General features: G+C 66.3%; 27 protein-coding genes and 1 pseudogene. 14 read left to right on the top strand and 14 right to left on the bottom strand.

Annotation, left to right across the window (positions count from 1 at the left end):
• Positions 1 to 36: 36 nt before the first annotated feature.
• Genes ACWPXE_RS21980 through ACWPXE_RS21990 form a run of 3 tightly spaced genes read right to left on the bottom strand, consistent with a single transcriptional unit; the run spans position 37 to position 3,484 of the window.
• Positions 37 to 1,269: an ABC transporter permease gene (locus ACWPXE_RS21980; RefSeq protein WP_454019491.1), complete on the bottom strand. Its 1,233-nt coding sequence runs from the start codon at positions 1,267 to 1,269 to the stop codon at positions 37 to 39.
• On the bottom strand, positions 1,266 to 2,012 hold the full coding sequence (locus tag ACWPXE_RS21985) for an ABC transporter ATP-binding protein (RefSeq protein ID WP_237907111.1): 747 nt from the start codon (positions 2,010 to 2,012) through the stop codon (positions 1,266 to 1,268). Before ACWPXE_RS21985 ends, ACWPXE_RS21980 begins: the two co-directional genes overlap by 4 nt.
• Before the next feature lie 32 nt (positions 2,013 to 2,044).
• Positions 2,045 to 3,484 (bottom strand): efflux RND transporter periplasmic adaptor subunit, encoded by a 1,440-nt coding sequence (locus ACWPXE_RS21990; protein WP_454019492.1) that lies wholly within the window; start codon positions 3,482 to 3,484, stop codon positions 2,045 to 2,047.
• A 356-nt stretch (positions 3,485 to 3,840) separates the two neighbouring features.
• Here ACWPXE_RS21990 and ACWPXE_RS21995 point away from each other — a divergent pair, with 356 nt between their 5' ends.
• From ACWPXE_RS21995 to ACWPXE_RS22015, 5 genes are all read left to right on the top strand, one after another.
• Complete coding sequence (locus ACWPXE_RS21995) at positions 3,841 to 4,104, top strand: alanine-zipper protein (protein ID WP_454019493.1); 264 nt, start codon at positions 3,841 to 3,843, stop codon at positions 4,102 to 4,104.
• A gap of 17 nt (positions 4,105 to 4,121) precedes the next feature.
• Positions 4,122 to 5,279: a L,D-transpeptidase family protein gene (locus tag ACWPXE_RS22000; RefSeq protein ID WP_454019494.1), complete on the top strand. Its 1,158-nt coding sequence runs from the start codon at positions 4,122 to 4,124 to the stop codon at positions 5,277 to 5,279.
• A 223-nt stretch (positions 5,280 to 5,502) separates the two neighbouring features.
• Positions 5,503 to 5,874 carry a c-type cytochrome gene (locus ACWPXE_RS22005; protein ID WP_454019495.1) on the top strand — a complete coding sequence of 124 codons (372 nt, stop codon included), beginning with the start codon at positions 5,503 to 5,505 and terminating at the stop codon, positions 5,872 to 5,874.
• 26 nt (positions 5,875 to 5,900) lie between these two features.
• Positions 5,901 to 6,197 (top strand): c-type cytochrome, encoded by a 297-nt coding sequence (locus ACWPXE_RS22010; RefSeq protein ID WP_454019496.1) that lies wholly within the window; start codon positions 5,901 to 5,903, stop codon positions 6,195 to 6,197.
• A 102-nt stretch (positions 6,198 to 6,299) separates the two neighbouring features.
• Positions 6,300 to 7,283 (top strand): zinc-dependent alcohol dehydrogenase family protein, encoded by a 984-nt coding sequence (locus ACWPXE_RS22015; protein ID WP_454019497.1) that lies wholly within the window; start codon positions 6,300 to 6,302, stop codon positions 7,281 to 7,283.
• Positions 7,284 to 7,408: 125 nt separating this feature from the next.
• Here the strand turns inward: ACWPXE_RS22015 and ACWPXE_RS22020 are convergent, their stop codons facing one another.
• Both ACWPXE_RS22020 and ACWPXE_RS22025 read right to left on the bottom strand, forming a co-directional pair.
• Positions 7,409 to 8,203 carry a Crp/Fnr family transcriptional regulator gene (locus ACWPXE_RS22020; RefSeq protein WP_454019498.1) on the bottom strand — a complete coding sequence of 265 codons (795 nt, stop codon included), beginning with the start codon at positions 8,201 to 8,203 and terminating at the stop codon, positions 7,409 to 7,411.
• 90 nt (positions 8,204 to 8,293) lie between these two features.
• On the bottom strand, positions 8,294 to 8,719 hold the full coding sequence (locus ACWPXE_RS22025) for a hypothetical protein (RefSeq protein WP_454019499.1): 426 nt from the start codon (positions 8,717 to 8,719) through the stop codon (positions 8,294 to 8,296).
• Positions 8,720 to 9,288: 569 nt separating this feature from the next.
• On the opposite strand from ACWPXE_RS22025, the gene ACWPXE_RS22030 reads away from it, so the two are divergent.
• From ACWPXE_RS22030 to ACWPXE_RS22065, 8 genes are all read left to right on the top strand, one after another.
• Complete coding sequence (locus tag ACWPXE_RS22030) at positions 9,289 to 10,896, top strand: sensor histidine kinase (protein ID WP_454019500.1); 1,608 nt, start codon at positions 9,289 to 9,291, stop codon at positions 10,894 to 10,896.
• Positions 10,897 to 10,983: 87 nt separating this feature from the next.
• Positions 10,984 to 11,289, top strand: a complete 306-nt coding sequence (locus ACWPXE_RS22035) for a hypothetical protein (RefSeq protein WP_237907186.1) — start codon at positions 10,984 to 10,986, stop codon at positions 11,287 to 11,289.
• Positions 11,267 to 11,416 carry a hypothetical protein gene (locus tag ACWPXE_RS22040; protein WP_454019501.1) on the top strand — a complete coding sequence of 50 codons (150 nt, stop codon included), beginning with the start codon at positions 11,267 to 11,269 and terminating at the stop codon, positions 11,414 to 11,416. Before ACWPXE_RS22035 ends, ACWPXE_RS22040 begins: the two co-directional genes overlap by 23 nt.
• Positions 11,417 to 11,568: 152 nt before the next feature.
• The gene (locus ACWPXE_RS22045) at positions 11,569 to 12,411 is read left to right on the top strand and encodes a universal stress protein (RefSeq protein ID WP_454019502.1); all 843 of its coding nucleotides are present in this window, start codon (positions 11,569 to 11,571) and stop codon (positions 12,409 to 12,411) included.
• A 47-nt stretch (positions 12,412 to 12,458) separates the two neighbouring features.
• Positions 12,459 to 13,283 carry a universal stress protein gene (locus tag ACWPXE_RS22050; protein WP_454019503.1) on the top strand — a complete coding sequence of 275 codons (825 nt, stop codon included), beginning with the start codon at positions 12,459 to 12,461 and terminating at the stop codon, positions 13,281 to 13,283.
• Positions 13,284 to 13,286: 3 nt separating this feature from the next.
• On the top strand, positions 13,287 to 14,381 hold the full coding sequence (locus ACWPXE_RS22055) for a hypothetical protein (protein WP_454019504.1): 1,095 nt from the start codon (positions 13,287 to 13,289) through the stop codon (positions 14,379 to 14,381).
• Positions 14,382 to 14,393: 12 nt separating this feature from the next.
• A complete protein-coding gene (locus ACWPXE_RS22060) occupies positions 14,394 to 14,942 on the top strand; it encodes a hypothetical protein (protein WP_454019505.1) in 549 nt (182 codons plus the stop codon).
• Between the two features lie 61 nt (positions 14,943 to 15,003).
• Entirely contained in the window at positions 15,004 to 16,731 is a 1,728-nt protein-coding gene (locus tag ACWPXE_RS22065) for a long-chain-fatty-acid--CoA ligase (protein ID WP_454019506.1), read from the top strand.
• Here the strand turns inward: ACWPXE_RS22065 and ACWPXE_RS22070 are convergent.
• From ACWPXE_RS22070 to ACWPXE_RS22090, 5 genes are all read right to left on the bottom strand, one after another.
• Complete coding sequence (locus ACWPXE_RS22070) at positions 16,709 to 17,695, bottom strand: ribose-phosphate diphosphokinase (RefSeq protein ID WP_454019507.1); 987 nt, start codon at positions 17,693 to 17,695, stop codon at positions 16,709 to 16,711. The two genes, ACWPXE_RS22065 and ACWPXE_RS22070, sit on opposite strands and share 23 nt — an antisense overlap.
• A gap of 26 nt (positions 17,696 to 17,721) precedes the next feature.
• A complete protein-coding gene (locus ACWPXE_RS22075) occupies positions 17,722 to 17,955 on the bottom strand; it encodes a hypothetical protein (RefSeq protein WP_454019508.1) in 234 nt (77 codons plus the stop codon).
• A 47-nt stretch (positions 17,956 to 18,002) separates the two neighbouring features.
• Positions 18,003 to 19,364 (bottom strand): nicotinate phosphoribosyltransferase, encoded by a 1,362-nt coding sequence (locus ACWPXE_RS22080; RefSeq protein ID WP_454019509.1) that lies wholly within the window; start codon positions 19,362 to 19,364, stop codon positions 18,003 to 18,005.
• A gap of 50 nt (positions 19,365 to 19,414) precedes the next feature.
• Positions 19,415 to 19,933: a BCAM0308 family protein gene (locus tag ACWPXE_RS22085; RefSeq protein ID WP_454019510.1), complete on the bottom strand. Its 519-nt coding sequence runs from the start codon at positions 19,931 to 19,933 to the stop codon at positions 19,415 to 19,417.
• Between the two features lie 78 nt (positions 19,934 to 20,011).
• On the bottom strand, positions 20,012 to 20,584 hold the full coding sequence (locus tag ACWPXE_RS22090) for an Hsp20/alpha crystallin family protein (protein ID WP_454019511.1): 573 nt from the start codon (positions 20,582 to 20,584) through the stop codon (positions 20,012 to 20,014).
• A 240-nt stretch (positions 20,585 to 20,824) separates the two neighbouring features.
• On the opposite strand from ACWPXE_RS22090, the gene ACWPXE_RS22095 reads away from it, so the two are divergent.
• Positions 20,825 to 21,517, top strand: coding sequence for a phosphoribosyltransferase (locus ACWPXE_RS22095; RefSeq protein ID WP_454019512.1), 693 nt, complete (start codon positions 20,825 to 20,827; stop codon positions 21,515 to 21,517).
• Between the two features lie 35 nt (positions 21,518 to 21,552).
• Here ACWPXE_RS22095 and ACWPXE_RS22100 read toward each other — a convergent pair whose 3' ends face one another.
• From ACWPXE_RS22100 to ACWPXE_RS22115, 4 genes and pseudogenes are all read right to left on the bottom strand, one after another.
• Positions 21,553 to 22,131, bottom strand: a complete 579-nt coding sequence (locus tag ACWPXE_RS22100) for an NAD(P)H-dependent oxidoreductase (protein ID WP_454019513.1) — start codon at positions 22,129 to 22,131, stop codon at positions 21,553 to 21,555.
• On the bottom strand, positions 22,128 to 24,551 hold the full coding sequence (gene ppsA, locus ACWPXE_RS22105; protein ID WP_454019514.1) for a phosphoenolpyruvate synthase: 2,424 nt from the start codon (positions 24,549 to 24,551) through the stop codon (positions 22,128 to 22,130). The genes ACWPXE_RS22100 and ppsA overlap by 4 nt, the downstream gene beginning before the upstream one ends.
• Before the next feature lie 99 nt (positions 24,552 to 24,650).
• Positions 24,651 to 25,001 (bottom strand): HPF/RaiA family ribosome-associated protein, encoded by a 351-nt coding sequence (locus tag ACWPXE_RS22110; protein ID WP_454019515.1) that lies wholly within the window; start codon positions 24,999 to 25,001, stop codon positions 24,651 to 24,653.
• 150 nt (positions 25,002 to 25,151) lie between these two features.
• A pseudogene (locus ACWPXE_RS22115) lies at positions 25,152 to 25,361 on the bottom strand (transposase); the annotation flags it as partial.
• Between the last annotated feature and the right edge of the window lie 24 nt (positions 25,362 to 25,385).

The raw sequence follows: 25,385 nt of genomic DNA on the forward strand, positions 1-25,385 counted from the left end.
GTCTCCTTGCACGCTGCGTCCCGCTGCCTCACCCCGTCACTCGTAGCGCAGAGCTTCGATCGGCTGGAGGCGGGAAGCCTTGCGGGCCGGGTAGAAGCCGAAGAAGACACCGACCGCCGCAGCGAAGCCAACGGCCAGAAGGATGGCCGACAGGCTGAGTTCCGTCTGCCAGTGCGCCCAATGGCCGATGGTGAAGGAGGCCGCCGCGCCAGCGGCGATTCCGACCAGCCCGCCGGTCAGGGACAAGGTCAGCGCCTCGATCAGGAACTGGCTCAGGATGTCGCGGCTTCGCGCCCCGACGGCGAGGCGCAAGCCGATCTCCCGCGTGCGCTCCGTGACGCTGACCAGCATGATGTTCATGATGCCGATCCCGCCCACCACCAGCGACACCGAGGCCACCGCCGCCAGCAGCAGGGTCAGCACGCGCGACGACGCCTCCTGTGCCTGGGCGATTTCCGACAGGTTGCGGAGCCAGAAATCGTCGTCCTGCGCCGGCTGGAGATGGTGGCGCTGCCTCAGCAGGCCGTGGATCTGCACCTCGGCGGCGTGCATGTCGGCGCCGTCGCGCATCTTGATGAGGATGGCGCCCACCGCCCGCCGGTTCACCTCGCTGGCTCCCAGAACGCGGTTGCGCGCGGTGCTCAGCGGCATGACGATGGTATCGTCCTGGTCCTGCCCCTGCATGCTCTGCCCCTTGCGGTCCAGCACGCCGACCACCGTGAAGGGCACCTTCTTGATGCGGATCATCTGACCGACGGGGTCGGCATTGCCGAACAGCGTGGTGGCCACCGTCTGGCCGAGCAGCGCCACTTTGGCGGCCCGGTCCAGATCGGCCTGCTCGAAGGGCCGGCCCTGGACGACGCCCCAGTCCCGCGCCGTCAGAAAGTCCGGGGTGGAGCCGACGATCACGGTCGACCAGTTCAGGTTGCCGTAGATGACCTGCGCGCTGCCGCGGACTCCCGGTGCGGCCACCAGGATTTCGGGAATGTCCCGTTCCAGAGCCTGCGCATCATCCTCGCTCAGCGTCATCTCGGTGCCGAAGCCGAGACGCACGCCGCCCGAGGTGATGGCGCCGGACACCACCACGATCAGGTTGGAGCCGAGGCTGTTGATCTGTTCGGCGATGCGGGCTTCCGCCCCGGCGCCGACCGCGATCATGGTGATCACCGATCCCACCCCGATGATGATTCCGAGCATCGTCAGCACGCTGCGCATCAGGTTGAGGCGCAGCGCGGCAAGCGCGATGCGGATCGACGACAGGAGGTTCATGCCGCTGCCTCCGCCGGGCGCCAGCCCGCCAGCACCTCGGAGGCCACGCGGGGCGCCGCCACCGGCCGATCGTCCATCAGCCGGCCGTCGCGAAAGCGCAGCGTGCGCCGGGCGAAGGCGGCGATGTCCGGTTCATGCGTCACCAGAATAACCGTGATGCCGCGCGCGTTGAAGGTCTGGAACAGCGCCATGACCTCGACGCTGGTGCGCGAGTCGAGCGCGCCGGTCGGCTCGTCGGCGAGGATCAGCAGCGGGTCGTTGACCAGCGCGCGCGCAATGGCGACACGCTGCTGCTGGCCGCCCGAGAGTTGCGAGGGATGATGCCATGCCCGCTCGGCGAGACCGACCTCGGCCAGCCGGACCAAGGCACGACGGCGCCGTTCGGGTGCTGAAACTCCGGCGTACACGAGCGGCAGCTCGACATTCTCGACCGACGGCGTGCGCGGCAACAAATTGAAGCCCTGGAATACGAAACCGACCAAGCGATTGCGCACCACCGCCAGCTCATCGGGAGCAAGATGCGAGACGTCACGGCCGTCGAGGCGGTAGAGGCCACCGCTGGGGCTGTCGAGGCAGCCGAGCAGATTCATGAAGGTGGACTTGCCCGAACCGGATGGTCCCATGACGGCGACGAATTCGCCAGGGGCGATGCGAACCGATACGTCGTCGAGCGCACGCAACGGTACGTTGCCCAGCCGGTAATCCTTGCACAGATGCTCGGTCTCGATCAGCCAGTCTCCCATGGCTGGGCTCCCCGCTGTCTGAAGCGTCGGCGTCACATACGCGGTCCGGCGCCCATGGATGGAACGGCACCCGAAGCCGTGGACGGCGCCGTTTCGCCGAGCACGACGCGGTCTCCGACTTCCAGCTTTCCTTCGACGACCTCCACCATGCTGCCGTCGGAAACACCAAGCCGAAGAGGGCGGCGCTCCGGCTGCCCGGTGGCGTTCAGCACCCAGACCTCGCCCGTCTTCTGGGATGGCGGGCTGCTCGACGGGGCGGCCTTGGCCGGGTGATAGCGCAAGGCGGCGCTGGGAACCAGCAGCGCGTCGTCGCGGTGGTCGGTGACGATGCGGACGTTGGCGGTCAGACCGGGAAGGAGTGCGAGGTCGGGATTGGGCGCCGAGATGACCACGTCGTAGGTGACGACGTTCTGCACGACCTGCGGCGCCTTGCGGATCTGGATCACCGCCCCGGTGAAGCGGCGGCCGGGGAAAGCGTCCACGGTGAAGTGCACGTCCTGGCGCACCCGGACGGTCCCGACATCCGCCTCGTCCACGGAAGCGTCCACCTGCATGGCCGTCAGATCCTGGGCGATGGTGAACAGCACCGGGGCCTGCAAGCTGGCCGCCACCGTCTGGCCGCGGTCGACGTTGCGCTGGATGACGGTGCCGTCCACCGGGGCGACGATGCGCGTGTGCTCCAGATTGATGCGCGCTCCCTGATACGCCGCCTGTTTCTGCTGCACCAACGCCGTCGCGCTCGCCACGTTGGCTTGGGCGAGGGTAAGCTGGGCCTCGCTGGAGCGGACGGTTGCCTGCTGGCCGATCTCCTGCGCGGTCAGAGCCTCGACCTCCGCCTGGGCGGCGTCGTTGGCGGATTTCGCACTGTCGCGGTCCGAGGCGGAGGCATTTCCGCGGTCGAAGAGCCGTTGCGTGCGTTCATAACTGCTCCTGGCGTTGAACAGGAGCGCTTGGGCCTTGCGCAGCTGAGCCTGTACGTTGCTCAGGGTGGCGCGCGCGGCCTCCAGGTCGGCGTTGGCGCGTATGACCGTGGCGCGCTGGGTCTCGATGCCCGCCTGGGCAACGGCGAGGTCGCCGACCGCCTGCGCCACCTGTGTCTCGAACAGCGCAGGATCGATGCGGGCGACGAGCTGACCGGTCTTCACCTCGGTGTTGAAGTCGGCGAGCAATTCGCTGATCTGTCCCGACACCTGCGACCCCACCTGCACGGTGACGACCGGGTTGACGGTGCCCGACGCGGTGGTCGACGCGGTAACCGCCCCACGGGCCACCGGGCCGGTGCGGTAAGCGGGCGCGGCGTTGCGGGTGCCAACAGCGTGAGAAAGCAGCATTGCGGCGGCCGTCAGCGCGAGCGCGAGCCCGAACAGCCAGCCGGGATGTCGGGCGACACGGCGTTCCGCTGGGATCTTTGATCGTCCAGGGCTCGGACCGTGGTCGGTCAACGGTCCGTGCTCGGTCAGCGGCAGCGTCATCGGCTGGCTCCGGAAGGACTGGGTCCACGCTCCGCACCATGGACTCCCGCAGCCTATCCGAGGGATGCCCCGGGACATTAACGTGCATCAAGATCAGCGCTCACGGATGGAGTTAACCCGCAAAAGGCGGCGCCCACAGGGACGCTTCGACCGAAAGAGGTCGGGCTCCGCCCGATCTCCGCGTCTTCACGATGCGCTGCCTTTACCTGGGTTAATGCCTCGACGCCGCCTTCACCCATGCTTGACGCTCGATACGCCGGGCAAGCGGGTGATTGGGCGGGGCGGACCTCCTGCAGCGGAGATCCCTCGCTCCGCGCCGGTCGCCTTGTTTCTCGGATCCAAGATAGGAGATTGATATGGCGATGTCCTTGCGCAACCTATCCGTCGTCGTGCTGGGCACCCTGCTCGCGGCGGGATGCTCGGGGTTAAGCGCGGAAGACCGCAACCTTCTGATCCAGACGCAAGCCACCGCCAATGACGCCAAGGCGGAGGCGGCGCGGGCCGCCAGCGCCGCCCAGCAGTCGGCTGAACAGGCGCGCGCTGCGGCGGCGGACGCCAGGGCGGCGAACGAAAAGGCGGAACGCATGTTCAGCCGCACCCAGCGGAAGACCCGCTCTTAGGCGGACTGAGGCCGTAGGTGACCGTGGGCGCTGCCGTCCTGTTGCGTTCGATTGGAGGCGTTGTCACTGCCCTGGCGGCCCTGGCCTTTGCTCCGGTGCCGGTGACGGCGGCCGACATCATTGGAACACTGCCATTCGGTATTTTCTTTGCGTCGGCGGACGACACGCTGGCCGACATCGCCATCGACAATGATCTCGGCTACACCGAGATCATCATGGCAAATCCAGCCATCGACCCGTGGCTGCCGGGCGACCGAACACTCGTGGTGCTGCCGACGGCGCATATCCTTCCATCCGGGGGGCGCAGCGGCATCGTGATCAATCTTGCGGAGCAGCGCCTGTATCACTTCGCGCGGGGGAAGCCGGCGGCCAGTTTTCCGGTGGGAATCGGTGCCGAGGCCGCCAACCTGCGGACCGGCTCCACCTACGTCCGGGCCAAGCGTGTCAACCCGCCCTGGATGCCTTCCACGCGCATGCGGGAGGAGGACCCGGACCTGCCGCCCTATGTCCCGCCGGGACCGGACAACCCGCTGGGGCCCAAGGCACTGTACCTCGGCTGGACGGGAATCATCGTCCATGGGACCAACAAACCTTATGGTGTTGGGCGCCGCGTGAGCCACGGCTGCTTCCGCCTGCACAACCGGGATATCGGGCGCCTGTACGAGGAGGTCCCCATCGGCACTCAGATTCGTGTCGTGGACGAGCCGGTGAAGCTCGGCTGGGTCGGCGACAGCCTTTACATCGAGGTTCACCTGACGACCCAGCAAGCCGATGCCCTAGAGGAAACAGGGCGCTTCGACCCGCCCGACTTCCCGGATCTTGAGGCGATCGTTGCACGCGCCGCGGGTCGTGCCACGTCACGGGTGGATTGGGGCGCCGTCCACAAGGCGGTCGAAGAACAGCGCGGCATCCCGCGGCCCATCCTGCGTGAGCCGGCGGAGACTGAGCCGCTCCGAGTTTTCCGGAGGTTCCATGTTCTGAGAAGATGGGGTCATCATGACGAAACCGTCATCACCAAAATACGCCCCCGAGGTCCACGAGCGCGTGGTGCGGACGGCGTTCGCGTGAAGACGTCGCCACGGCGGCGTGATCCTTACATAACCGGCCTCCGACAAAGCCGGCGCGGTTTAAAGATCACCGAGTCTGACACGGTTGGCAATGCAGGGCGGCGATAGCGCTGCGCAGGCGCCTTATCCTGCGTCTTTTTGTCCTGCGCCCTTCTGAGCCCTGTCAGCCATGTACCTCGTACGAAGAGTGGACTTCCTGAGCGCCCCAGCCATAGCATGCAGCTGATCATCGCAGAACCTTTCCGGCTTGCCGTCGGCTTCGGGCGGGCGGTCGTTTCTGCACAAGACGCTTTACCACTTGCACCAGCCCCGTGGCACAGGGAGGCCTGACATGGTCGACACTCCGTGCCGATTGCCCAGCCTAGCGGTCGGAGCAGTCATCGTTTCATCGATTGTTGCCGCGTCCGCGCACGCCGCGTCCGATGGACCAGGCAGCATCGGCTTCGGGCGCCACTTGGTCGAGGAGGTCTGCGGTGAGTGCCACCGCGTGTCGCAGCCGCCGATGGCTAAGCCACCCCCCATGCAGGAGGAGCTTGCTGCGCCTGACCTGGTGGAGCGAATGCGCGATCCAGGGATCACCGAAATGGCCCTGCGCAGTTACCTGCGGACATCCCACCCGGTCATGCCGAACATCCGTCTGTCCATGGAAGAAATTGACGATGTCGTCGCGTACCTGATGTCCCTAAAGGAAGGCTTGCAATGAAGACGGGCCTATGCGCGGGGGTGTTGATGACGTTCTTCGCCATGGCGGACGTGACACAGGCGGCGGACGCGGAAGCCGGCAGAAGCATCGCCGACCGTTGGTGCGCCGCCTGCCACCTGACCTCGGACAGCAATGCGGACAGCCGTGTCGTGCGCGGCACCGACGCGGTCCCGACATTGGCCAGCATCGCGCGCGATCCGAACCGCAGTCCGAACTGGTTGCGGCAATGGCTGACCTTTCCTCACCCGCCGATGCCGGACCTGAACCTTTCACGCTCGGAGATCGATGACGTTATCGCCTATCTGCAAGGGATGTCGCGCTAACGCGAGCCCAACCACTCCGCGCCGCGCGCCTGGATCGAGGTCGCAGGAGCCCGCCAATGTCCAGAACGATCGTGAAGCAGACCTTCACATGGAGGGCTGAGCATGAGAGCGATGATCCTGCCACAGCCGCGCGCATCGCTGATTCCCGCCTTGCTGCCGGACCCAGAGCCAGGACCGGGCCAAATCCTGATCGCCGTTCACGCCTGCGCGGTGTGCCGAACCGACCTGCACGTCATGGACGGCGAGTTGCCGCATCCCAAACTGCCACTTATTCCCGGCCATGAGATCATCGGGAGCGTCCTCGAAACTGGGCCGGGCGTGGAGCGCTTTCATCTTGGGGACCGCGTGGGCATCGCCTGGCTCGGCTGGAGTTGCGGCGAATGCGTCTATTGCCGCTCGGGACGCGAGAACCTGTGCGACCGCGCGCGCTACACCGGCTACCAGATCGACGGCGGCTACGCCGAGATGGCGGTCGCCGACGCTCGCTACGCCTTTCCTGTCGACCCATCCTACACGGACATCGAAGCGGCGCCGCTGATGTGCGCCGGCCTGATCGGCTACCGCGCCCTCCGGGCCGTCGGGGAGGTGAAACGCCTGGGTCTTTACGGCTTCGGGGCCGCTGCGCACATCGTCATCCAGCTTGCCCGGCACTGGGGTCAGCGGGTTTTCGCTTTCACGCGGACTGGGGATGAGGCTGCACAGGCCCTGGCCCGTGATCTTGGCGCGGCATGGGCCGGCGGGTCTGAAGAGCCCCCTCCGGAGCCTCTGGATGCCGCCATTCTCTTCGCCCCCGTCGGCGCGCTGGTGCCGGTGGCGCTGCGGGCGGTGGTGAAGGGGGGCACCGTCGTCTGCGCCGGCATCCACATGAGCGACATCCCCTCCTTCCCCTATGACATCCTATGGGGTGAGCGGGTGATCCGCTCCGTTGCCAACCTCACCCGCCGGGACGGGGAGGAGTTCCTGGCGCTTGCGCCCCGCATCCCCGTACGGACCCGCACAACGCCCTTTCCCCTCGCCCAGGCCAATGAAGCTGTGGAAGCGCTGCGCTGCGGGACCGTCACCGGAGCGGCGGTGCTGACCTTCTGAGGTGGCGTCCTTCCGCTGTGCAGTCGCTGCTTGCATCAGGTGGAATTCAGAATTTCTCTCCTGGTCCTTTGTACATAGCATTTAAATCGACGGGCGGAATCGATCGATAATTACTGATGTCAGAGTTATTTCGAAGCGGATCGACTGGAAGAGTCCATAACATGAATTATACGCACCCCGGACGACTCCAATAATGGCTTCCGTAAATCTTGTGGCAATTGACCGCAGCCCCGTGGATTGGTGAGTGGCAACGACACGTCCTGCTTGGCGAGTGGCTGAGGTGCCGTGGCGTCGTTCATCTCGGCCAGTTCAGTGAGCCGCATCCAATCGAGCACACGCAGGTGGCCTTTCGCGAAGGACAGCAGCCCAGCAGTACGCATCTCCTTGAGCGTCCGACAGACGTGGACCGGTGTCAGCCCTGTGGCATCGGCAATGAGGACCTGACTGATCGGCAACGTCACGTCCGAAATGTCCGGTGCGGTTCTTTGCCGTTGCCGATTGTAAAGGGCAAGGAGAAGCCGGGCAATCCGCTCTGCGGCGGTGCGGGTGCCGAGCCCGCCCAGGAGCCGCCAATCAGAGATCGTTTCGGCCGCGAGCAAGGATGCCATCCGCAAGGCAACGTTCGGCACCTGTTGGCAAAAGCGCATCAGGGAATGGCGTGGCATCGGACAGACGATCAGATCGGTGAGCGCTTCAACCGTGCAGGGCATATCACCGTCGGGGCCCCGCTCGAAACCGATCAGATTTCCCGGCATGACGAAACGCAGCACTTGGCGCCGCCCGTTCTCGTGCATCATGGACGCCAACGCCCAGCCACGGCGAACGATGTAGACCATCTCGTTTTCGTCACCTTCGACAAACAAACTGGCGCCGGCACGAATGGTGCGGACCGGGCGTTTGATCGCCGCCCAGTTGGACAACTGTTCATCCGCAACGCTTGCGCACAACCCGTCACGTCGCAGCGGGCACGTTTGGCAGTCTGATTGCATGACCGCCTCCTCAGCCTGGAATCAGTGCGGAAGGCTTGGCCGCTCCAACGGAAGCAGCTGAGCCTGGGCCATGGCGTCGAGAAAGGCGGACAGAATGACATGGGGCGCCACAGGACCTCCCGGCGCCTCCTGAGCCATTTTGAAAGCGTCGAACATTGCACAGGCGACCGCCAGCTTCGCGGCGATCCCGAGAGGCGTGCGTGCCGGCGTGCAGACGAGTGACCGCAACACGCTCTGGCAGTCCATCTCCGTTGTCCGGTCCGGCGCCTCGCTTGCAACGGACTGGACGCGGTCCAGTGCTTCGGTCTGTCCCACCTCTTGTACCCATTGAAAGAGAAACAGCAAATCCTGATCGCGATGCCTGCCGCTCGCCAGGGCCAAGGCAATTGCGTTCATGAGTTCGGCATGAAGATGCTCGACTTCTGCAAGGTCACCGGTTGGCATCATGGCCGCCTCCTGTGGCAATGCACGGGGTTAAGCTTGAGCACCGCCCTCATCAGGAAAAAGTGGCATCGAAAACTCGGTTGGAGCTGAAACACAGCCCCGGTTTTTCGCCGCCGATCTTTCAACGCTTGGGCTCATCACGGCAACAGTCCCTCATTGTGCCGCCGATTGACTTGATCTGGATCACCATCCGGCACGCCTATGCTAATGAGACGGAAGATATCCGTAAAATAGGCCGACGACACCCCATCATGCCTTATCCATCATACTCAATTCGTTACGATAACAATGCCAAACATAATAAGATAAACTATGGCGAAACACATTCTTCATATTATCGCGAACCTTCATGACACAACAATGTTCCGGACCATGAAATCATTGCACACTTTGATAGAAAGAGTATAAGGGGTATATAATTTAAAATGCCGACGGCAACCTTTTGATGATCAAGAGGTTTGGCAATGCAGCTATTAACCAACATCTCGCCGCCCCCTCCACCTCCCATAGGTTTGGCACGTCGGAACATCAGCCGCCATCTTCTCAGTGTCGTGGTCACGGCCTTGGCGGCCATGGCTGCCATCGCCGTGAGCTTGGTCGCATGGAATCTGGCAACACAACGACGGTTTGCCGCCGCCGAGATGGCGATCACGGTCCGCGCCATCGCGGCGGCTCTCGATCAGCAACTGCTCGTCACCACCTCGGCCCTGGAGGGGCTTGCCGCGACGATGGTTGTCGATGGCGATCCGCAACGGCTTTATCGCGTTGCTCAGGCGGTCAAGGACAAGCATTCCCACTGGTCGCACGTAACGCTTCGCGATGCCGATGGAAGCGTGGTGTTCAGCACCAAAGTTCCGTACGGAACGACCGTGCCGACGGTTGCCGACGTCAATTCCGAACTGGCCGAGGCGATGTCCACCGGACAACCGCAGATTTCCGGACTGTTGTACGGGCCCATCGCCAACGAGCATGTCGGCGCAGTCCTGGTGCCCGTTCAGGTGAAGGATGGCAAACGTTACGCACTCATTGCAGCGGTGACGACCTCGAAATGGGAGACCCTCCTTCGAGAGCAGCCAATCCCCGACGGTTGGGTGGCTGGGATCATCGACCGAAACGGGGTCGTCGTCGCGCGAACGCGCGCTGCCGAACAGTTTGTCGGCAAACCAGCCCCTGGGTGGGTTCAGAGGGCGATCCAATCTTCTCCGACCGGGCAGGCGGCCGGCCCCGCTCTGGAGGGAGAGCCGTTGTCGCTCGTGTTCTCGCGTTCAAAGGTGTCGGGATGGACGGTCGCGTTCGCCGCGCCGGCCTCCGTGTTCGAGGAGCCTCTACGCCAATCGCTATGGTCGGCGGCGGCTGTCAGTGTCCTCGCGCTCGGCTGCGCCTCCCTCCTGGTGCTGCGCTACGCCCGTCGGCTGTCCAGGTCGGTGGCCGGGTTGGCGCAGGTTGCGGAGGCGCTGCAGACACCCGGAGCGGCGTTCCCGCCGCCGCCGCCGACCAACCTGGAGGAATTGGCCTCGGTCTACGACACGATGCGGAACACCAGCGTGCTCTTGCGCCGGGCGGAAGACCAGCGGGCTATGTCGATGCGTGAACTTCAGCACCGGGTCAAGAACGATCTCCAGGCGATTTTGAGTCTGCTTGCGTTGGAAAGCGGCCAAGCCAAGAGCGAAGAAACCATCCGCATCCTGGAAGAGCTTCAGGGGCGGGTCGAGGCGCTTCGCCTCGTCCATTCGCGCCTGTATGAGGCCAGCCAGGTCGGCGTCGTGGAGTTGGGAGACTATCTTCTGGAACTGTGCGCCAACGCCGTAGCCCTTCATGGACGCGGCCTTGCCGGCGGCATCGCGCTGCGAACCAGCGTCGACCATGCGTATGTCGACCACAACACCGCCGTCTCACTCGGGCTGATCGCCAACGAGTTCATCACCAACAGCGCCAAGCATGCGTTCCCACAGGGAAGCGGGACGATTACCCTCGCCTTGCTTGTGGCAAAGCCCGGCGAGATCCATCTGAGTCTGTCCGATAATGGCGTTGGCCTGCCGCCGGAGCGGGTACGGTCCTCCGGCCTCGAATTGATCACCATGCTGGCCGAGCAGGTTGGCGCGGAGTCGGCGTGGACAACCTCGCCGCAAACCAGTTTGCGGCTGACCCTTCACACCGGCGCCGCAGGACACACCGATTGAAGTCGGGGCTTGCTAACCTGGGTTAAGGTCCACGCTGCTCGATCCGGCCAAACTGGTGTCACACCCGTGACCAGAGAGGCCGTCATAATGATCACGATCGAAGACTGCATCGGGCTGAGTGGTTTGACCCGCGAGGAGATCGACGCCATCGCCGAGCATGAGCATTTGCCGGAGATCGTCGCTGCGGAACTCGGCTCCTACCTCGACCAGACCCCGGAGGGGCAACGCACCATCCGCCGCATGATCGAGGATGACATTGCCCATGCCGTGGCCTGCCGGGACATGAAGCGCGCCGGTGTCCTGAAGATCGTTCTGGCGCATTACGTCCGCCATCACGAGAACGAGCAAGCGGTGCGCAAGGGAGAGGGCGATGGTCACCACACGATCGCCTGACAAGGACGACTTGCGGGCCGCCACCCTGGCCTGCGCCCGCGCCACCGCCCGCCGAAGCCCCGCCTACAGCTTTCCCTATCTGCCGATCCGCGGCGAGTTGGCGGGGAGTTGGCAGGGAGTTGATTGACCACCTCGTGCACGCTTGGCGGAGTCGGTTCCCGGCGTCTGCGCCGCTCCGGTCTTTATCCAGGTTAATGTCACGATCCTCATACGTGCCAATGCTGTCTCACGAAGCTCGTCGGGCGAAAACGCCCCTTCACACGACCAGGAGACGCGGCCATGTCCTACCGGGAAATTCTCGTCCAGTTCGATGATTGCCCGACCGGCGCGGCACGGGTCGAAGCGGCCATGCGCTTGGCGGAGCAGCACACGGCGCACCTGACCGGCCTCGTGCTCGACATTCAGCCGCGCATTCCCATGTCCATCGACGGTGGCGTTCCGCAATTCGTGACCGACGCGCTGAACCGGTCCGCGGCGGAGGAGACGGAGCGCACGGTCGCCATGATGGACGCCTTGCTCGACCGGCAGCGGTGCGTGGCGGAACGGCGGATCTGCAAGTGCGATGACACAGCGATCGACAGGGCCCTCGCCCTGAACGCCCGTTACGCGGACCTTCTCGTCCTCGGTCAGGCGCTGCCCGGCCATTCTGCGCTCGTCGGCCGGCTCGAGATCGAAACGGTGGTGATGTCCTGCGGGCGGCCGGTGCTGCTGGTTCCCCAAGCCGGCCTCCGTCCCACCATCGGGAAACGGATCGTGGTGGCCTGGGACGCGGGCCGGGCGGCGGCGCGCGCGGTCGCCGATGCCATGCCCATGCTGGAGAAGGCGACATCGGTCACGGTGCTGGTGGTCGATGCGGCATCCACGCCAAGCGGTCACGGCGCGTTGCCGGGGGCGGACATCGGCACCCTGTTGGCCCGCCACGGCGTGACGGTGGAGGTGGTCTCCCTGTCGTCGCAGGGCAGCGACGTGGCGGACGTGGTGTTGAACTGGATGTTCGACCACGATGCGGATCTGCTGGTCATGGGTGCCTATGGCCACTCTCGCGCCCGCGAATGGATCCTTGGCGGTGCGACCCGCTCGATTCTCGACCGTATGACCGTGCCGGTGCTGATGTCCCACTGACGCTTCGGCGATGGGCATACCGATGCGGGCAAGACCGGGAGGTCATCATGGACATCAAGACGATCCTCGTGCCGTTCGCCCGGGATCTCCACACGAGCGCCGGCCTTTCGACGGCCATCGCGGTGGCGCGCCTGATGGGCGCGCGCCTCATCGGCCTCCATTGCCCGGCCGAGACCGCCCTGCCCTGGTACGTCGCGGCACCGGTGGCCATCCCACCGGTGCCCGATCCACCGGTGCCCGGTCAGCCCTCGGCCGAAGCGGAACAGAGCTTTATCGCCCGGTGCAACGCCGCCTGTCTGAAATGCGACTGGATCGCCGATCACGGCTTCCTGCCCGAGCGGCTGGCCTTCCACAGCCGTTACGCCGACCTGATCGTCGCCGGGCGCGGTGATGGAGATCCCGAAGGCAAGGGCGGACTGTCGCCGCGCGCGCTCGGCCAACTGGTGCTGAGCGCCAGCGCGCCGCTGCTGATCGTCCCGTCGGGGGCGGAGGAAACGTTCCAACTGCAACGCGTGCTTGTCGCGTGGAACGAGCGACGCGAGGCCGGCCGCGCCTTGCACGGCGCGCTGCCGTTCCTGCGTCACGCCAAGGAAACCATCCTGCTCTCCGTGCACCCGCCGGGGTACGACGACGCGCCCGACCGCCGCGCCCTGGCCTATCTGGAGGCGCACCGCATCCACGCGGACGCGCGGATCAATTTCGCCGCCGAGTTCGAAGCACCCGGAGCGATTCTCGCCCAGGCTCGCGCGGTGGAGGCGGATCTCCTCGTCATGGGGGCTTACGGCCACGCCCGCGTGTTCGAACAAGCATTGGGAGGCGCCACGCACCATGTGCTGGAAGCCGCCGATCGGCCGGTGTTGATGGTGCATTGAGCCGTGGCGGACCCGCACACCATCGCTGCGCCACAGGAAACGAGGGAAGCCCGCGTCCCGCTGGAGGCGAAGATCGCCTTTCTGCGCAAGCCCGACGCCTATCCGGATCGTCCAAGCCTGGTCGAGACCATCGAAACACACCTGTCGTGGGTCTTCCTGACCGAGCGGCACGCCTACAAGCTGAAGAAGCCGGCGCGTCTGCCCAATGTGGATTTCACGTCCCTCACCGCCCGGCGAAGCAACTGCTTGACCGAGATGCGGCTGAACCGCCGCTTGGCGCCCGATGTCTATCTCGGCGTGGTCGGTCTGCTTGCCCGTCCGGACGGCTCGTTCCGTCTCGGAGGACGCCCCGGTCCGCGGGACTTGGATGCGCGGGACTTGGATGCGCGGGATTTGGTGGCCGACTGGCTGGTGTGGATGGTGCGCCTGCCGCAGGAGCGGCGGTTGGACGAGCGCATCCGGGCCGGCGCCCTGACACCGGCCGACATCGAGCGGCTCGGCCTCGTCCTGACGGAGTTCTACGGCGGCGGCTTGGCGGAACCGATGTCGCCAGCCGACTATCAGCGGCGTTTCGAGGCGGACATCAGCCGCAATCTCGACGTGACGGTTCCCCGGGTGACCGGGCCGCTGGCCGAACGAGCCCGCGCCGCCGCTGCCGCGCAGGTCGCGTTTCTGTCGGAACACGGCCCACTGCTTCGGGCGCGGGCGGCGGAGGGGCGGATCGTCGAGGGGCATGGCGACCTGCGGCCCGAGCATGTCTTCCTCGACGGCACGCCCCGGATCATCGACTGCTTGGAGTTCAGCCGCGATCTGCGATTGCTTGATCCGGTGGACGAACTGGCTTATCTGGCGCTCGAATGCGAGCGGCTTGGCGCCCGACGGGTCGGCGACGCCATTCTCGACCTGTACCGCGCCTGGAGCGGCGACGCAGCCGACCGGCGGCTGATCGCCTTCTACCGCAGTTTCCGCGCCAGCCTGCGGGCGCGCCTCGCCGCCGGGCGGCTGGACGAGGCGGCGGGCGGGCGGCGCGGCGCCTGGCTCGCCCGCATTGACGCCTATCTGCGCCTGGCCACCGCGCGCCCCATCGGTCAAGGATAGGAGCTTCCGACAATGGAGCGTAGATCCCTATGGTGCACGCTCGCGCTGTTGATCGCCATGACCGGCTTTGCTCCGGAACTGGCCTACGGCAAGGACCGGGTGGTGGGCTGGCGACTGGAACGCGATGGTGCGGGCTATTGCCTGCTCCTTTCGGAATACCGGATCGGCGGGCACCCGGAGATCGATGCCGCCATCGCAATGTCGGTCACCGGTGATTTCAGGACGTTCCGGCTGCATATCTTCCGCGCGGACTTCGACCTGTCCATCGGCGCCGTCTATGACGTCGTCGTCAGCATCGACCGGCGCTGGACTGGGCAAGGCATCGTCGAAGTTCCGGTGCCGGACATCTTCAACCTGGGCCTGCCGTTGACGCGCGACCTGCTCGATGCCCTGATGCGCGGATCGAGCCTGTCCGTCCACGGACGGCGCAGCACGGTGTCCATCCTGCTGAGCGGGACGAGCAAGGCCATTCCAGCCTTGCTCGACTGCGTGGCTGGACGGCCGGGACGGCCGGGCATCAACCCCTTCGAAGCGGAGACGGGTGCGGGCGACATGATGTGACGGCCGCCGAAACGCACCCGCATCGGGTTTCTGATGGTTCCCATCAACGCAGGGGCACGCCATGGACAGCGCGACGGAACCGCCGGCAAACGGACGTCAGCCCTGGGAAGCGTCCTATCCGGCCGGGCTCGACTGGCGCACCCCCATCCCCGAGCAGCCGCTGCACCGGCTGGTGGAGGAGGCCTGCGCCGTCTTTCCGAGCACCGTCTGCCTCGACTTCTATGGAAAGCGGATCACCTACCGGCAGACCAGCGGCCTGATCGATCGCGCCGCGCGCGGGCTTCAGGACCTGGGCGTCGCAAAGGGAGGCAAAGTGGCCCTTCTGCTGCCGAACTGCCCCTATTCAGTGATCGCGTTCCACGCCATCCTGAAGGCCGGTGGCGTTGTCGTGAACCTCAACCCGCTCGCCTCCATCGCCGAGTTGGCCGATCAGATCGAGCATTCCGGGACCGAGGTTGTCATCACGCTGGATCTCGTCCCGTTCCACGCCAAGCTCGACGCGCTGGGGTGGCCGGGCCGGCTTCGAACGGTCGTCGTGGCGCGCATGGCCGACGCCCTGCCATTTCCAAGGAACTGGGCCTATCGGTTGCTCAAACGCCGGGACGTGGCCGATATCCCCCGGGACGAGCGGCATGTGTGCTTCCGCCGTTTGCTCGCCGACCATGGCGCGCCTCGCCCGGTGGCCGTGCAGCCGCGCGCCGACCCCGCGGTGCTGCAATACACGGGCGGCACCACCGGCGTTCCCAAGGGCACCGTCCTGACCCATGCGGGCCTGTACGCCAACACGATCCAGTGCCGCCGTTGGTTCACAGGCGCCGAACCGGGCCGTGAACGGGTGCTGGCGGTGTTGCCCTTCTTCCACGTGTTCGGCATGACCGGCGTGATGAACTTCGCCCTTGCGTTGGGGGCGGAGCTGATCCTGCTGCCGCGGGTGGACGTGCGCGAGATCCTGGAGACCATCCAGCGCAAACGCCCGACCATTTTCAGCGGCGTGCCGCGCCTGTTCCAGGCCATTGCCGCCTTTCCCCACCTGAACCGCTACGATCTGTCGTCGCTGCGCCTGTGCGTGTCGGGAGGCGACAACCTGCCGCCGCTTCTGCTGGAGCGCTTCCAGCAGCTCACCGGAGCCTATCTGGCCGAAGGCTACGGCCTGACCGAAGCCTCTCCGGTGGTGACCTGCAACCCGTTCAGCGGCTTGAACAAACCGGGTTCGGCGGGGCTGCCGCTGCCGGGCACCCTGGTCGAGATCGTCTCGCTGGACGACCGCCGCACGCTCCTGTGCCAAGGCCGCATCGGCGAGGTGTGCGTGAACGGACCGCAGTTGATGGCCGGCTATTGGCAGGACGCCCCGGCGACGGCGCAGGCGATGGACGGCGGCCATCTGCACACCGGGGACATCGGCTTTCTCGACGGTAACGGCTACCTGCACATCGTGGACCGTCTGAAGGACCTGATCGTCACGGGTGGGCAGCACGTCTACCCGCGCACCGTCGAAGCGGTCATCAAGCAGCACCCGCAGGTCGCCGACGCCGCGGCGGTGGGCGAGCCCGACCCGGTGCGCGGGCAGGCGATCCGGGCCTTCGTCGTGCCGCAACCCGGGTCCACGCTGTCGGAAGCGGAGTTGCGCGCCTTCCTCGCCCCTCGCCTGTCACGCTTCGAACAGCCGCAGCGGATCGAGTTCCGCACGGCCTTGCCGACCTCGATGATCGGCAAGATTCTGAAACGCGAACTCATCCCCGAACGGCCGGGGGGCGACGACCGGGAGGTCAATCGGCCAGCAGATCGCTGACCGACCCGCCACCGTGAATGCGGGTGATGGCCTCCGCAAGCAGCGGGGCCGTGGGCAGCACCGTCACGCGGCGGGACACCAGCTTCTCCGGCAGGCGGAACGGCGGCAGCGTGTCGGTGACGACGACATGGTCGAACAGCGGCGAGGCGACGACCGTCGGGGCACCGCCGACGAACAGCCCGTGCGTGGCGAGGGCGAAGACCGGGCCTCCGCCTGCCGCGCGGCAGGCCGAGGCGGCGCGCATCATCGTGGTGCCGGTGCTGATCAGGTCGTCGAGGATCGCCACCGTCCGCCCCTGGACGTCGCCGACCAGCGTCCCGCCCCGCACCACGCCGCCGCTGCGCGTCTTTTCCATGAAGGCGAGCCCGACGTCGCGGCCCAAGGCATGCTCCAGGGACTCCCGGAGCCGTTCGGCCCGCTTCACCCCGCCGACGTCCGGAGACACCACGGACAGGCCCCCCTGACCGGCCAGCGGCGCCAGATGCGCCGCGAACAGCTTGCGCGCCTCCAGATGCTCCGTGCGGCATCGGAAGGCGTTCTCGAACGCCGCCTCGTTGTGGACATCGACCGCGACGACCCGGTCCACGCCGACCGCCTCCATCATGCCGGCAAGATAGCGCAGGGTCACGGGATCGCGCGGCTTGGTCCGCCGGTCCTTGCGCGCGTAGGCCAGATAGGGCGTGACGACGGTCACGCTCGCGGCGGACGCGTCCTTCACCGCGCCGACGAAGAACAGCAGCCGGCACAGCTTGTCGTGCACGCTGCGCTCCGCATCGCCTTGCAGGGACTGCACCACGTAGACGTCCCTGTTGCGCACCCCCACCAGCGGGCGGACCTTGAGTTCCCCGTCTTCGAAGCCCCGCTCCTCGTGAAGGCTCACCGGCATCTTCAGATGCTGGGCGATCCGCGCGCCAAGCCCCCATTGCGGATCCAGATCGAACAGCAGGATGCCATCGTTTTCCACCGGAGCCTCCGCTGGCCGGACACCGCTCATGGCCGGTTGGCGGGGCGCGCCGCAACCCGTCTCAGGCTGCCGTCCACACGCCTGGCGTACACGTCCACATGGTGGCCGAGATCGCACACCCGCTCCGCGTCTCCAAGCGCCGCCTTGAGAGCATCACGCCGGGACGGAAAGAAGCCGGCGCAGTCACCGCCCTGCATGCGCACGGTCCACGCCTTTTGCTGCCGTTCCACGATGTATTCCAGATGCAGATAAGAATCCATGGCTCCACCCATCCGTTCCGCCCCGACCGTCCGGTCGAGGCTCTGCTTCACACGGTGTCGACCCGCCGGTCCGCCTCCCGGGCAAGGCGTTCCAGAATCGGAGCGATCTCCACCAGGAGAGGAGGCCCGGAGGTCCGATGCGACAGGGCTTCCGGAAGGGATGCCAGCTCCGCCGCCGCACGGGCCCGGATCGCCGGAAGGTCCGGCAGCGGCGCCACCCGCCGGCCGCCGCGCATCACCGGCACCAGCAGGGGCCGCCCCTCCTCGTCGCTGTCCAGGGTCGAAAGCCGGTCGGCCTCGATCCGCCCCTCCGCCCCATAGCGCCGGAAGACCTGCTTGCACCCGGGCCACGTTGCCTTGCCGGCGGACCGCTTGCGCCGCGGCAGGCCGGCGTACTCCACCAATTTATAAGCGCAATCCAGCGCCGGCGCGTCGCTGGAGGTCCCCAGACTGGTGCCGACGCCGAAGCTGTCGATGGGCGCCCCACCGTCCAGGAGGTCGGCGATCCCCGCCTCATCCAGACCGCCGCTGGCGATGATGCGCGTCCCGGCAAGGCCGCCCTCGTCCAGGATGCCCCGCACCTTGCGGGAGAGAGCAGCCAGATCACCGCTGTCGAGCCGCACGCCGTCGATCCGAATGCCCTCGCCGGCCAGCTCGCGGGCCAGCGCGACCACGGTCCTGGCCGCCGCTTCGGTGTCGTGGGTGTCCAGGAGCAGCACGAGCTGTCGCGGGCGGGAGCGTGCGAAGTTGGCGAAAGCCTCCCTCTCGACGGCATGGGCCTGGATGAAGGAATGGGCCATGGTGCCGACGGCGGGGATGCCGAAGCGCATGGCGGCCAGCGCCGTCGCGGTTCCGGCGAACCCCGCCAGATAGCTCGCCCGCGCGGCCAGCAGTGCCGCCTCCGCCCCATGTGCGCGGCGCAGTCCGAAATCGATGAGCGGGCGGTGCCGCGCCGCCAGCACCAGCCGCGCCGCCTTCGAGGCGATGACAGTCTCCAGATGGATCAGGTTGATGAGGCGGCTTTCGACGAGCTGCGCCTGCGGCAAGGGTGCCGTCACCCGCAGGATCGGTTCGTGGGCGAAGAAGACCATCCCTTCGGGCAGCGCGTCCACGTCCCCGCTGAACCGAAAGTTCGCCAGCGCCTCGACGGCCGCCCCGGAGAACCGGCCCTCGTCGCGAAGCCAAGCGATCTCGTCGGCGCTCAACCGGGCGCTTTCCAGGAAAGCCACCGCCTGTTCGAGGCCGGCGGCCATCAGGAAGTTCCGCCCCGGCGGCAGCTTGCGCACGAACAGTTCGAACGACGCCACCTCCGTCAGGCCATGCTCGACATAGGCTTGGACCATGGCGAGCTGGTAATAATCCGTCAGCAGCAGGCTGTCGCCATCCCCGTCTCCGTCCGACTCCGGCATGGCCGTCCCTTTCCCACGCCCTCAGGCGCGAATGCCCGACCGGTCCCGGTTCAGTCGCGCTTCCAGGCGACGCGGACATAGTAGGCGTCCTTGTCGTAGTGGAAGTCGAGGTCGCCGGCATAGGCGTGGTGCAGGGCCTCGCCGATGCGGCGGGGCAGATGCACGTCGGTGGTCGTCACCACCATGTCGCCGTCGCGATGTTCGATGCCGATGATGCGGTGCAGGGGATGCTCGTCCTTTTCCAGGCGCTCCTGGTGATGGACGGCGGCCAGGATCTCGTCGCGATGCGAGCCGAGGAAGCCGCCGGACAAGGTCACGGTGCCGGCAGGGTAGCGGTCGTTGGCGCGGTGGCAGGCCTGACACACTTCCTTCACGGCATCGACGGCGGGCAGCCCCCAGCTCCACCGCCCGTGGTGGTAAACGGCGCCGCATTGCGGGCAGACCATCGGATCGGACAGCTTGGCCGCCCGTTTGTACGGGTCGTGGACATGCTCCTGGATCAGACGGTCGCGGCGGGCCGGCTGCGGACGCTGATCGTGGGGATGCGGTTCGTGGATGTGTTCGCCCATGGGGAACCTACCGGTAAAGGAAAGGGAGTGCCGGTTCTGCCCGGCACTCGATGACTCCGGGCTGCGACTCCGTGCCTTTCAGGCCTTCGCGATGTCGATCTTCCGCTTGGACGGTTGCCCCGGTTCGGTCTTGGGAAGGACAACGGTGAGGACGCCATTCTTCATGCTGGCTGCGATGCGGTCGCGGTCCACATTGGCGGGTAGGCGGAACGACCGTGCGCACAGGCCGTAGCGTCGCTCCGAGACGTAACGGTTGGCGTCCTTCTCATCCTTTTCCTCGCTCTTCTCGGCCTTGATGGACAGGACGTCGTCCTGGACGCTGAGGTCCACGGCTTGCTCGTCCATACCGGGCATTTCCATGGTCACCCGATATTCATCCGCGCGCTCCTCGACCTCGGCCGGCGGCGCGAACGCCGCGCTCTCCAACTCCGTGCGCAGCAACGGTTCCAGGTCGAACGGCGAGCGCCGGCTCCAGGGAAAGCGGAACATCGAGGACGCCTCGTCGAACAACCGGTCGAACTCGTCGCGCAACGCCAGGATCGGGTGCCGGTTGCGGGCGGCGATCTGCTGAGCCGCCGCGCCGGTGGAGGTGATGTCCCGCCGGGAGGTCTCGTCCTGTTGGGACTTTTCCGTCACGTTTGTGTCGGCCATGGGAGTGCCTCCTGCTTGTTACGGTGGCGCGTGTGTCATCTCCTCTATCGACCCAAAACGGCCCGGACACGTTAACCTGGATCAAGCATGCCCCGGACCGGGTCCAGGCGATGAGGAGGTAGCCCCACCTCCTGTTGCCGGAGGTGCCCTTAACCTGTGTGAAGAGAGCTTCCCCGAAGGACGCCTAAACACGTCGAACGGTGGCAAGCGGGGGACAGCATGACGCCAGGATCAGCAACGATGAGCGGCCCCGGCATTCCTTTCCGGTTCCGGGACAGGATCGAGGCCGGCCGCCGCCTCGCCGCACGGCTGACGCATCTTTGCGACGAGAAGCCAGTCGTCCTGGCTCTGCCGCGCGGCGGGGTCACGGTGGCGGTCGAGGTGGCGGAAGCACTTCATGCGCCGCTCGACATCGTACTCGTGCGCAAGATCGGCGCGCCGTTCCAGCCGGAGTTGGCCGTCGGTGCCGTGGCTGACTGCGGCCATATCGAAACCGTCATCAACCCGGATGTTGCAGACTTCGTGACCGAAGCCTGGATCGGAAGGGAGAAGGGGCGTCAGCTTCGGGAGATCGAGCGCCGGCGAGCCGTGTACATCGGCGACCGTCCGCGGGTGCCGGTGGCCGGGCGCACCGCCATTCTCGTGGATGATGGCATTGCAACCGGGGCGACGATGCTCGCCGCCCTGCGGTCGGTGCGCCACGCGAACCCGAAACGGCTGGTGCTGGCGGTGCCGGTGGCGCCGCTTGACATCCTGTCGGAACTGCGGGCCGAAGCCGACGAGGTCATCTGCCTCCAGGCTCCACACCCATTCGGCGCCATCGGCGCCTTTTACGAGGACTTTCACCAACTCGATGATGCCGAGGTCATCCGCCTGCTGGACGAGGCGTCACGCCCCCCCACGTCCGCCCTGGCATCGGATCATGCGCCGTAAGCGGTGACTGAGGGCAGCCACCGCTTCGGACCAAGTCAGAAATGGGCGCGCACCGCGGCGCGGATGCGGCGGATGTTGTCGTCGATCCGCTCGGGCGTGGTGTGCGGCCCCAGATCGTCGAAATGGACATGCTCGACCACCTTGATGCCGCACAGCCCCATGATCGCGGCATCCTGCGTGATTTTGAAGGCCTGCATTTCCCCGACCGCTTCCAAATAGTCCAGCGGGGCGGCGGAGCTGGTGACGATCAGTCCTTTGCGCCCGTGCAGCTTGCCCTTGATTTCTTCGCCACGCATCTCCCAGGCGAAACCGTAGGTGAAGACCCGGTCCACATAGCCCTTGAGCATGGCGGGCATTCCGGCCCACCAGATTGGAAACAGGAACGTGATCGCCTGCGACCCGGCAATGATCTCCTGTTCCCGCCGGATGTCCTCGGGCACCGGCCCCTTTCCGGCCAACTCCTCCTCCGAGAGGACTGGGTTGAAGCCCATGGTGTAGAGGTCGCGTTCCTCAACGATGTGTCCGTATTGTTCCAGCTCGTCCATATAGGCCCCCGCGGCCTGACGGATGAAGCTGCCGGAGCGCGGGTGTGCGAAGACGACGACGTGCTTCATGATGGATCTCCCGTCACAGGGGTGCGCGAGGTGCGGTCGAGCCCTCGTTCCAGTTCCACCACGGCGCGCAGCGTCCTCAGCACACTGTCAGGCGTCACGCTGATGGAGTCGATGCCGAGCCGCACCAGAAACTCGGCGATCTCCGGATAGTCCGAGGGCGCTTGGCCGCAGATTCCGCACGGCCGGTCATTGCGCCGCGCGCCTTCCACAGCTTGGCGCAGGAAGGCCAACACGCCGGGATCGCGCTCGTCGAAGTCGAAGGCGACCAGCGGGCTGTCGCGGTCCACGCCGAGCGTGAGCTGAGTCAGATCGTTCGACCCGATGGAAAAGCCGTCGAAGCGTTGGGCGAACTCGTCCATCAGCAGGACGTTGTTGGGAATCTCGCACATCACGTAGATCTCCAGCCCGTTACGCCCGCGCTTCAGACCATGGCGGGCCATCGCGGCGATCACCCGGTCCGCCTCTTCCAGGCGGCGGCAGAAGGGCACCATGACCTTCACGTTGGTCAGCCCCATCTCGGCACGCACACGGGCCAGCGCCCGGCATTCCAGCGCGAAGCCCTCCTCGTAGGCGGGATGGGCGTAGCGCGCTGCCCCCCGGAAGCCGAGCATGGGATTCTCCTCGACCGGCTCGAACCACCGCCCGCCGATCAGGGAAGCGTATTCGTTGGTCTTGAAGTCCGACAGGCGAACGATGACAGGGCGCGGGAAGAAGGCCGCCGCGATGGTGCCGATCCCTTCCGACAGACGCTCCACGAAATAGGCGCCGCCGTCGGGGTGACTGCAAGTCAGTTGGGCGATGTGGGCGCGGACGTCGGAATCCTCGACGCGCTCCGGATGGACGAGCGCCATCGGATGCACCTTGATGGCTTCGCTGATGATGAATTCCATGCGCGCCAGGCCAACCCCGTCCACCGGAAGCTGGCCGGTCTGGAAGGCCTGGTCGGGGTTGCCGAGGTTCACCATGATGCGCGTCTGCGGGCGCGGCAGCCGGCCGAGGTCGATGCGCTCCACGCGGAACGGCACGGCGCCGTCATAGACCTTGCCGGTGTCGCCCTCGGCGCAGGAAACGGTCACCGTTTGACCGTCGCGCAGTGCCTCCGTCGCGCGCTCCGCCCCGACCACGGCGGGAATGCCCAGCTCGCGCGCGACGATGGCGGCGTGGCAGGTGCGGCCGCCCCGGTTGGTGACGATGGCGGCAGCCGTCTTCATCACCGGCTCCCAATCGGGCGTCGTGGTGTCGGCCACCAGCACCTCTCCCGGGCGGAAGGTGGACAGCTGGTGGGCACCGGTCACCAAACGGACGACCCCGGTGGCCATGCGCCCGCCAACCGCGCGCCCGGAAACGAGTACGGTGCCCTTCCCTTCCGGAACGAAGTTCTCCAGTTCCAGGGCCGAGCGCCGGGAGGCGACCGTCTCCGGCCGCGCCTGGACGATGTACAGGCCGCCGTCCTGCCCGTCCTTGGCCCATTCGATGTCCATGGGTTGGCCGTAATGGTCCTCGATCCGGATGGCCTGTTCGGCGAGCCGCAGCACCTCCCCGTCGGTCAGGCAGAAGCGCTGCCGGTCGGCGCCGGGTGTGGGGACGGTGCGCGTCGGCTCACGCGTGCGGCCCGAGCGGTAAACCATCTTCACCAGCTTCTCCCCCAGGCGCCGCCGCAGCACCGCGCGATGGCCCTGCCGGAAGGTCGGCTTGTGCACATAGAACTCGTCGGGATCGACCGTCCCCTGGACGACTGTTTCCCCCAGCCCATAGGCGCCGGTGATGAACACGGCATCCCGGAATCCCGACTCCGTGTCGAGCGTGAACATTACCCCGGCCGAGGCAAGGTCGGAGCGCACCATCTTCTGCACGCCGACCGACAGCGCGACCTTGAAGTGGTCGAAGCCCTGGTCGATCCGATAGGAGATGGCGCGATCGGTGAACAGCGAGGCGTGGCAGCGCCGCACGGCATCAAGGAGCATCGCCTCGCCCGCCACATTCAGATAGGTCTCGTGTTGCCCGGCAAAGCTAGCCGTAGGCAAGTCCTCGGCAGTGGCGGAACTGCGCACCGCCACGGTCAGGCCTTCCCCATATTCGGCCAGCAAGGCATGGAAGGCCGTGCGCACTTGCTCTTCCATGTCCGGCGTCAGGCCGGCGGCGTAGACGATCTCCCGGGCGCGGGTCCCGGCACGGGCCAGACGCTCCACATCCGCCTTGTCCAGATCGTCCAACAGCACGTGCAGGCCGTCCCAGGCGTTGGCGGCGGTCAGCGCGTCGCGGAAAGCGTCGGCGGTCAGGGCAAAACCGTCCGGCACCTCCACCCCCAGCGGCTTCAAGCGCCGATGGAGTTCACCGAGCGAGGCGTTCTTGCCGCCCACCAAGGCGACATCGTCACGGCCAAGATCGGAAAACCAGCGGATGTACGAACTGTCCGGCATGGCCGGCCTCCCAACGTGATGTCGCCGGCGCTGGTGGCGTGATGTCCGGCGCCGGGCGCTTGGGTGATTGATCTCGAGCGAAGAGCGGAGGCGTGACTCCTACGACGCCGTATGGGCCTTCATGTCTTGTCTGCGGCGGCGCGCGTGGTCTTCCAACTCCCGGCGGATCGCGTCGAACGCGTCGCGGATAGCGACCTTGGGATCTTCATGGGCAGGGTCGGCGGGTTTGGCGTGACGCACGACCAATTCTTCCCCCGGAACGGTCAAGTCAATCCGGACGGTGTAGAGCTTGCCCTTGCGGTGGTATCGATGCGGCGCATCGAGGACCACGTGGCAGGCCATGATGTGTTCGAAGAACCGCTCCAGCTTGGCGGCATGTTCCCGGACACAGGCTTCCAGGAAGGGCGAGGGTTCCATGTTGTGGAAGGTGATCTGCAGCGACAGTTGCATGGCGTTCCTCCGGTGGGCGGTCGCATCGTTGTCGCGGTCCGTTGGCTACGGCGCGGCCGGGATCATCATCGGGGTGCGCGGGTCGGAGGGCCTTAACCCAGGTAAAGGAAGACCAGCGGTATCAGGGACCGGCGTTCGCGCCGCGCGCTCCTAAACGGACGGAACCGTTAGAGCGCGCTTTGAAAGTTTATTGCGCAGGGGGGCCAGGCGGCGGAGCATCAGTTGGCTCATGGCGATCCGGATCCAGGCCTCGCCGGTTTGCGGGGGAGCTTCGTTGTCCTTGCTCAGCCGGCGCGACCGGCTCAGCCAACCGAAGGTTCTTTCCACGATCCATCGCCAAGGCAGTATTTGGAATCCGGCCCTTTGGAATGCAGCCCTGTCGCG

This window comes from Azospirillum sp. Marseille-Q6669 (assembly GCF_965111635.1).

Excerpts from the sequence above, each read along its gene's own strand:
- ACWPXE_RS21980 (WP_454019491.1), bottom strand. The coding sequence starts at position 1,269 with ATGAACCTCCTGTCGTCGATCCGCATCGCGCTTGCCGCGCTGCGCCTC.
- ACWPXE_RS21985 (WP_237907111.1), bottom strand. The coding sequence starts at position 2,012 with ATGGGAGACTGGCTGATCGAGACCGAGCATCTGTGCAAGGATTACCGG.
- ACWPXE_RS21990 (WP_454019492.1), bottom strand. The coding sequence starts at position 3,484 with ATGACGCTGCCGCTGACCGAGCACGGACCGTTGACCGACCACGGTCCG.
- ACWPXE_RS21995 (WP_454019493.1), top strand. The coding sequence starts at position 3,841 with ATGGCGATGTCCTTGCGCAACCTATCCGTCGTCGTGCTGGGCACCCTG.
- ACWPXE_RS22005 (WP_454019495.1), top strand. The coding sequence starts at position 5,503 with ATGGTCGACACTCCGTGCCGATTGCCCAGCCTAGCGGTCGGAGCAGTC.
- ACWPXE_RS22010 (WP_454019496.1), top strand. The coding sequence starts at position 5,901 with ATGACGTTCTTCGCCATGGCGGACGTGACACAGGCGGCGGACGCGGAA.
- ACWPXE_RS22015 (WP_454019497.1), top strand. The coding sequence starts at position 6,300 with ATGAGAGCGATGATCCTGCCACAGCCGCGCGCATCGCTGATTCCCGCC.
- ACWPXE_RS22025 (WP_454019499.1), bottom strand. The coding sequence starts at position 8,719 with ATGATGCCAACCGGTGACCTTGCAGAAGTCGAGCATCTTCATGCCGAA.
- ACWPXE_RS22030 (WP_454019500.1), top strand. The coding sequence starts at position 9,289 with ATGGCTGCCATCGCCGTGAGCTTGGTCGCATGGAATCTGGCAACACAA.
- ACWPXE_RS22035 (WP_237907186.1), top strand. The coding sequence starts at position 10,984 with ATGATCACGATCGAAGACTGCATCGGGCTGAGTGGTTTGACCCGCGAG.
- ACWPXE_RS22040 (WP_454019501.1), top strand. The coding sequence starts at position 11,267 with ATGGTCACCACACGATCGCCTGACAAGGACGACTTGCGGGCCGCCACC.
- ACWPXE_RS22045 (WP_454019502.1), top strand. The coding sequence starts at position 11,569 with ATGTCCTACCGGGAAATTCTCGTCCAGTTCGATGATTGCCCGACCGGC.
- ACWPXE_RS22050 (WP_454019503.1), top strand. The coding sequence starts at position 12,459 with ATGGACATCAAGACGATCCTCGTGCCGTTCGCCCGGGATCTCCACACG.
- ACWPXE_RS22060 (WP_454019505.1), top strand. The coding sequence starts at position 14,394 with ATGGAGCGTAGATCCCTATGGTGCACGCTCGCGCTGTTGATCGCCATG.
- ACWPXE_RS22065 (WP_454019506.1), top strand. The coding sequence starts at position 15,004 with ATGGACAGCGCGACGGAACCGCCGGCAAACGGACGTCAGCCCTGGGAA.
- ACWPXE_RS22075 (WP_454019508.1), bottom strand. The coding sequence starts at position 17,955 with ATGGATTCTTATCTGCATCTGGAATACATCGTGGAACGGCAGCAAAAG.
- ACWPXE_RS22080 (WP_454019509.1), bottom strand. The coding sequence starts at position 19,364 with ATGCCGGAGTCGGACGGAGACGGGGATGGCGACAGCCTGCTGCTGACG.
- ACWPXE_RS22085 (WP_454019510.1), bottom strand. The coding sequence starts at position 19,933 with ATGGGCGAACACATCCACGAACCGCATCCCCACGATCAGCGTCCGCAG.
- ACWPXE_RS22090 (WP_454019511.1), bottom strand. The coding sequence starts at position 20,584 with ATGGCCGACACAAACGTGACGGAAAAGTCCCAACAGGACGAGACCTCC.
- ACWPXE_RS22095 (WP_454019512.1), top strand. The coding sequence starts at position 20,825 with ATGAGCGGCCCCGGCATTCCTTTCCGGTTCCGGGACAGGATCGAGGCC.
- ACWPXE_RS22100 (WP_454019513.1), bottom strand. The coding sequence starts at position 22,131 with ATGAAGCACGTCGTCGTCTTCGCACACCCGCGCTCCGGCAGCTTCATC.
- ppsA (WP_454019514.1), bottom strand. The coding sequence starts at position 24,551 with ATGCCGGACAGTTCGTACATCCGCTGGTTTTCCGATCTTGGCCGTGAC.
- ACWPXE_RS22110 (WP_454019515.1), bottom strand. The coding sequence starts at position 25,001 with ATGCAACTGTCGCTGCAGATCACCTTCCACAACATGGAACCCTCGCCC.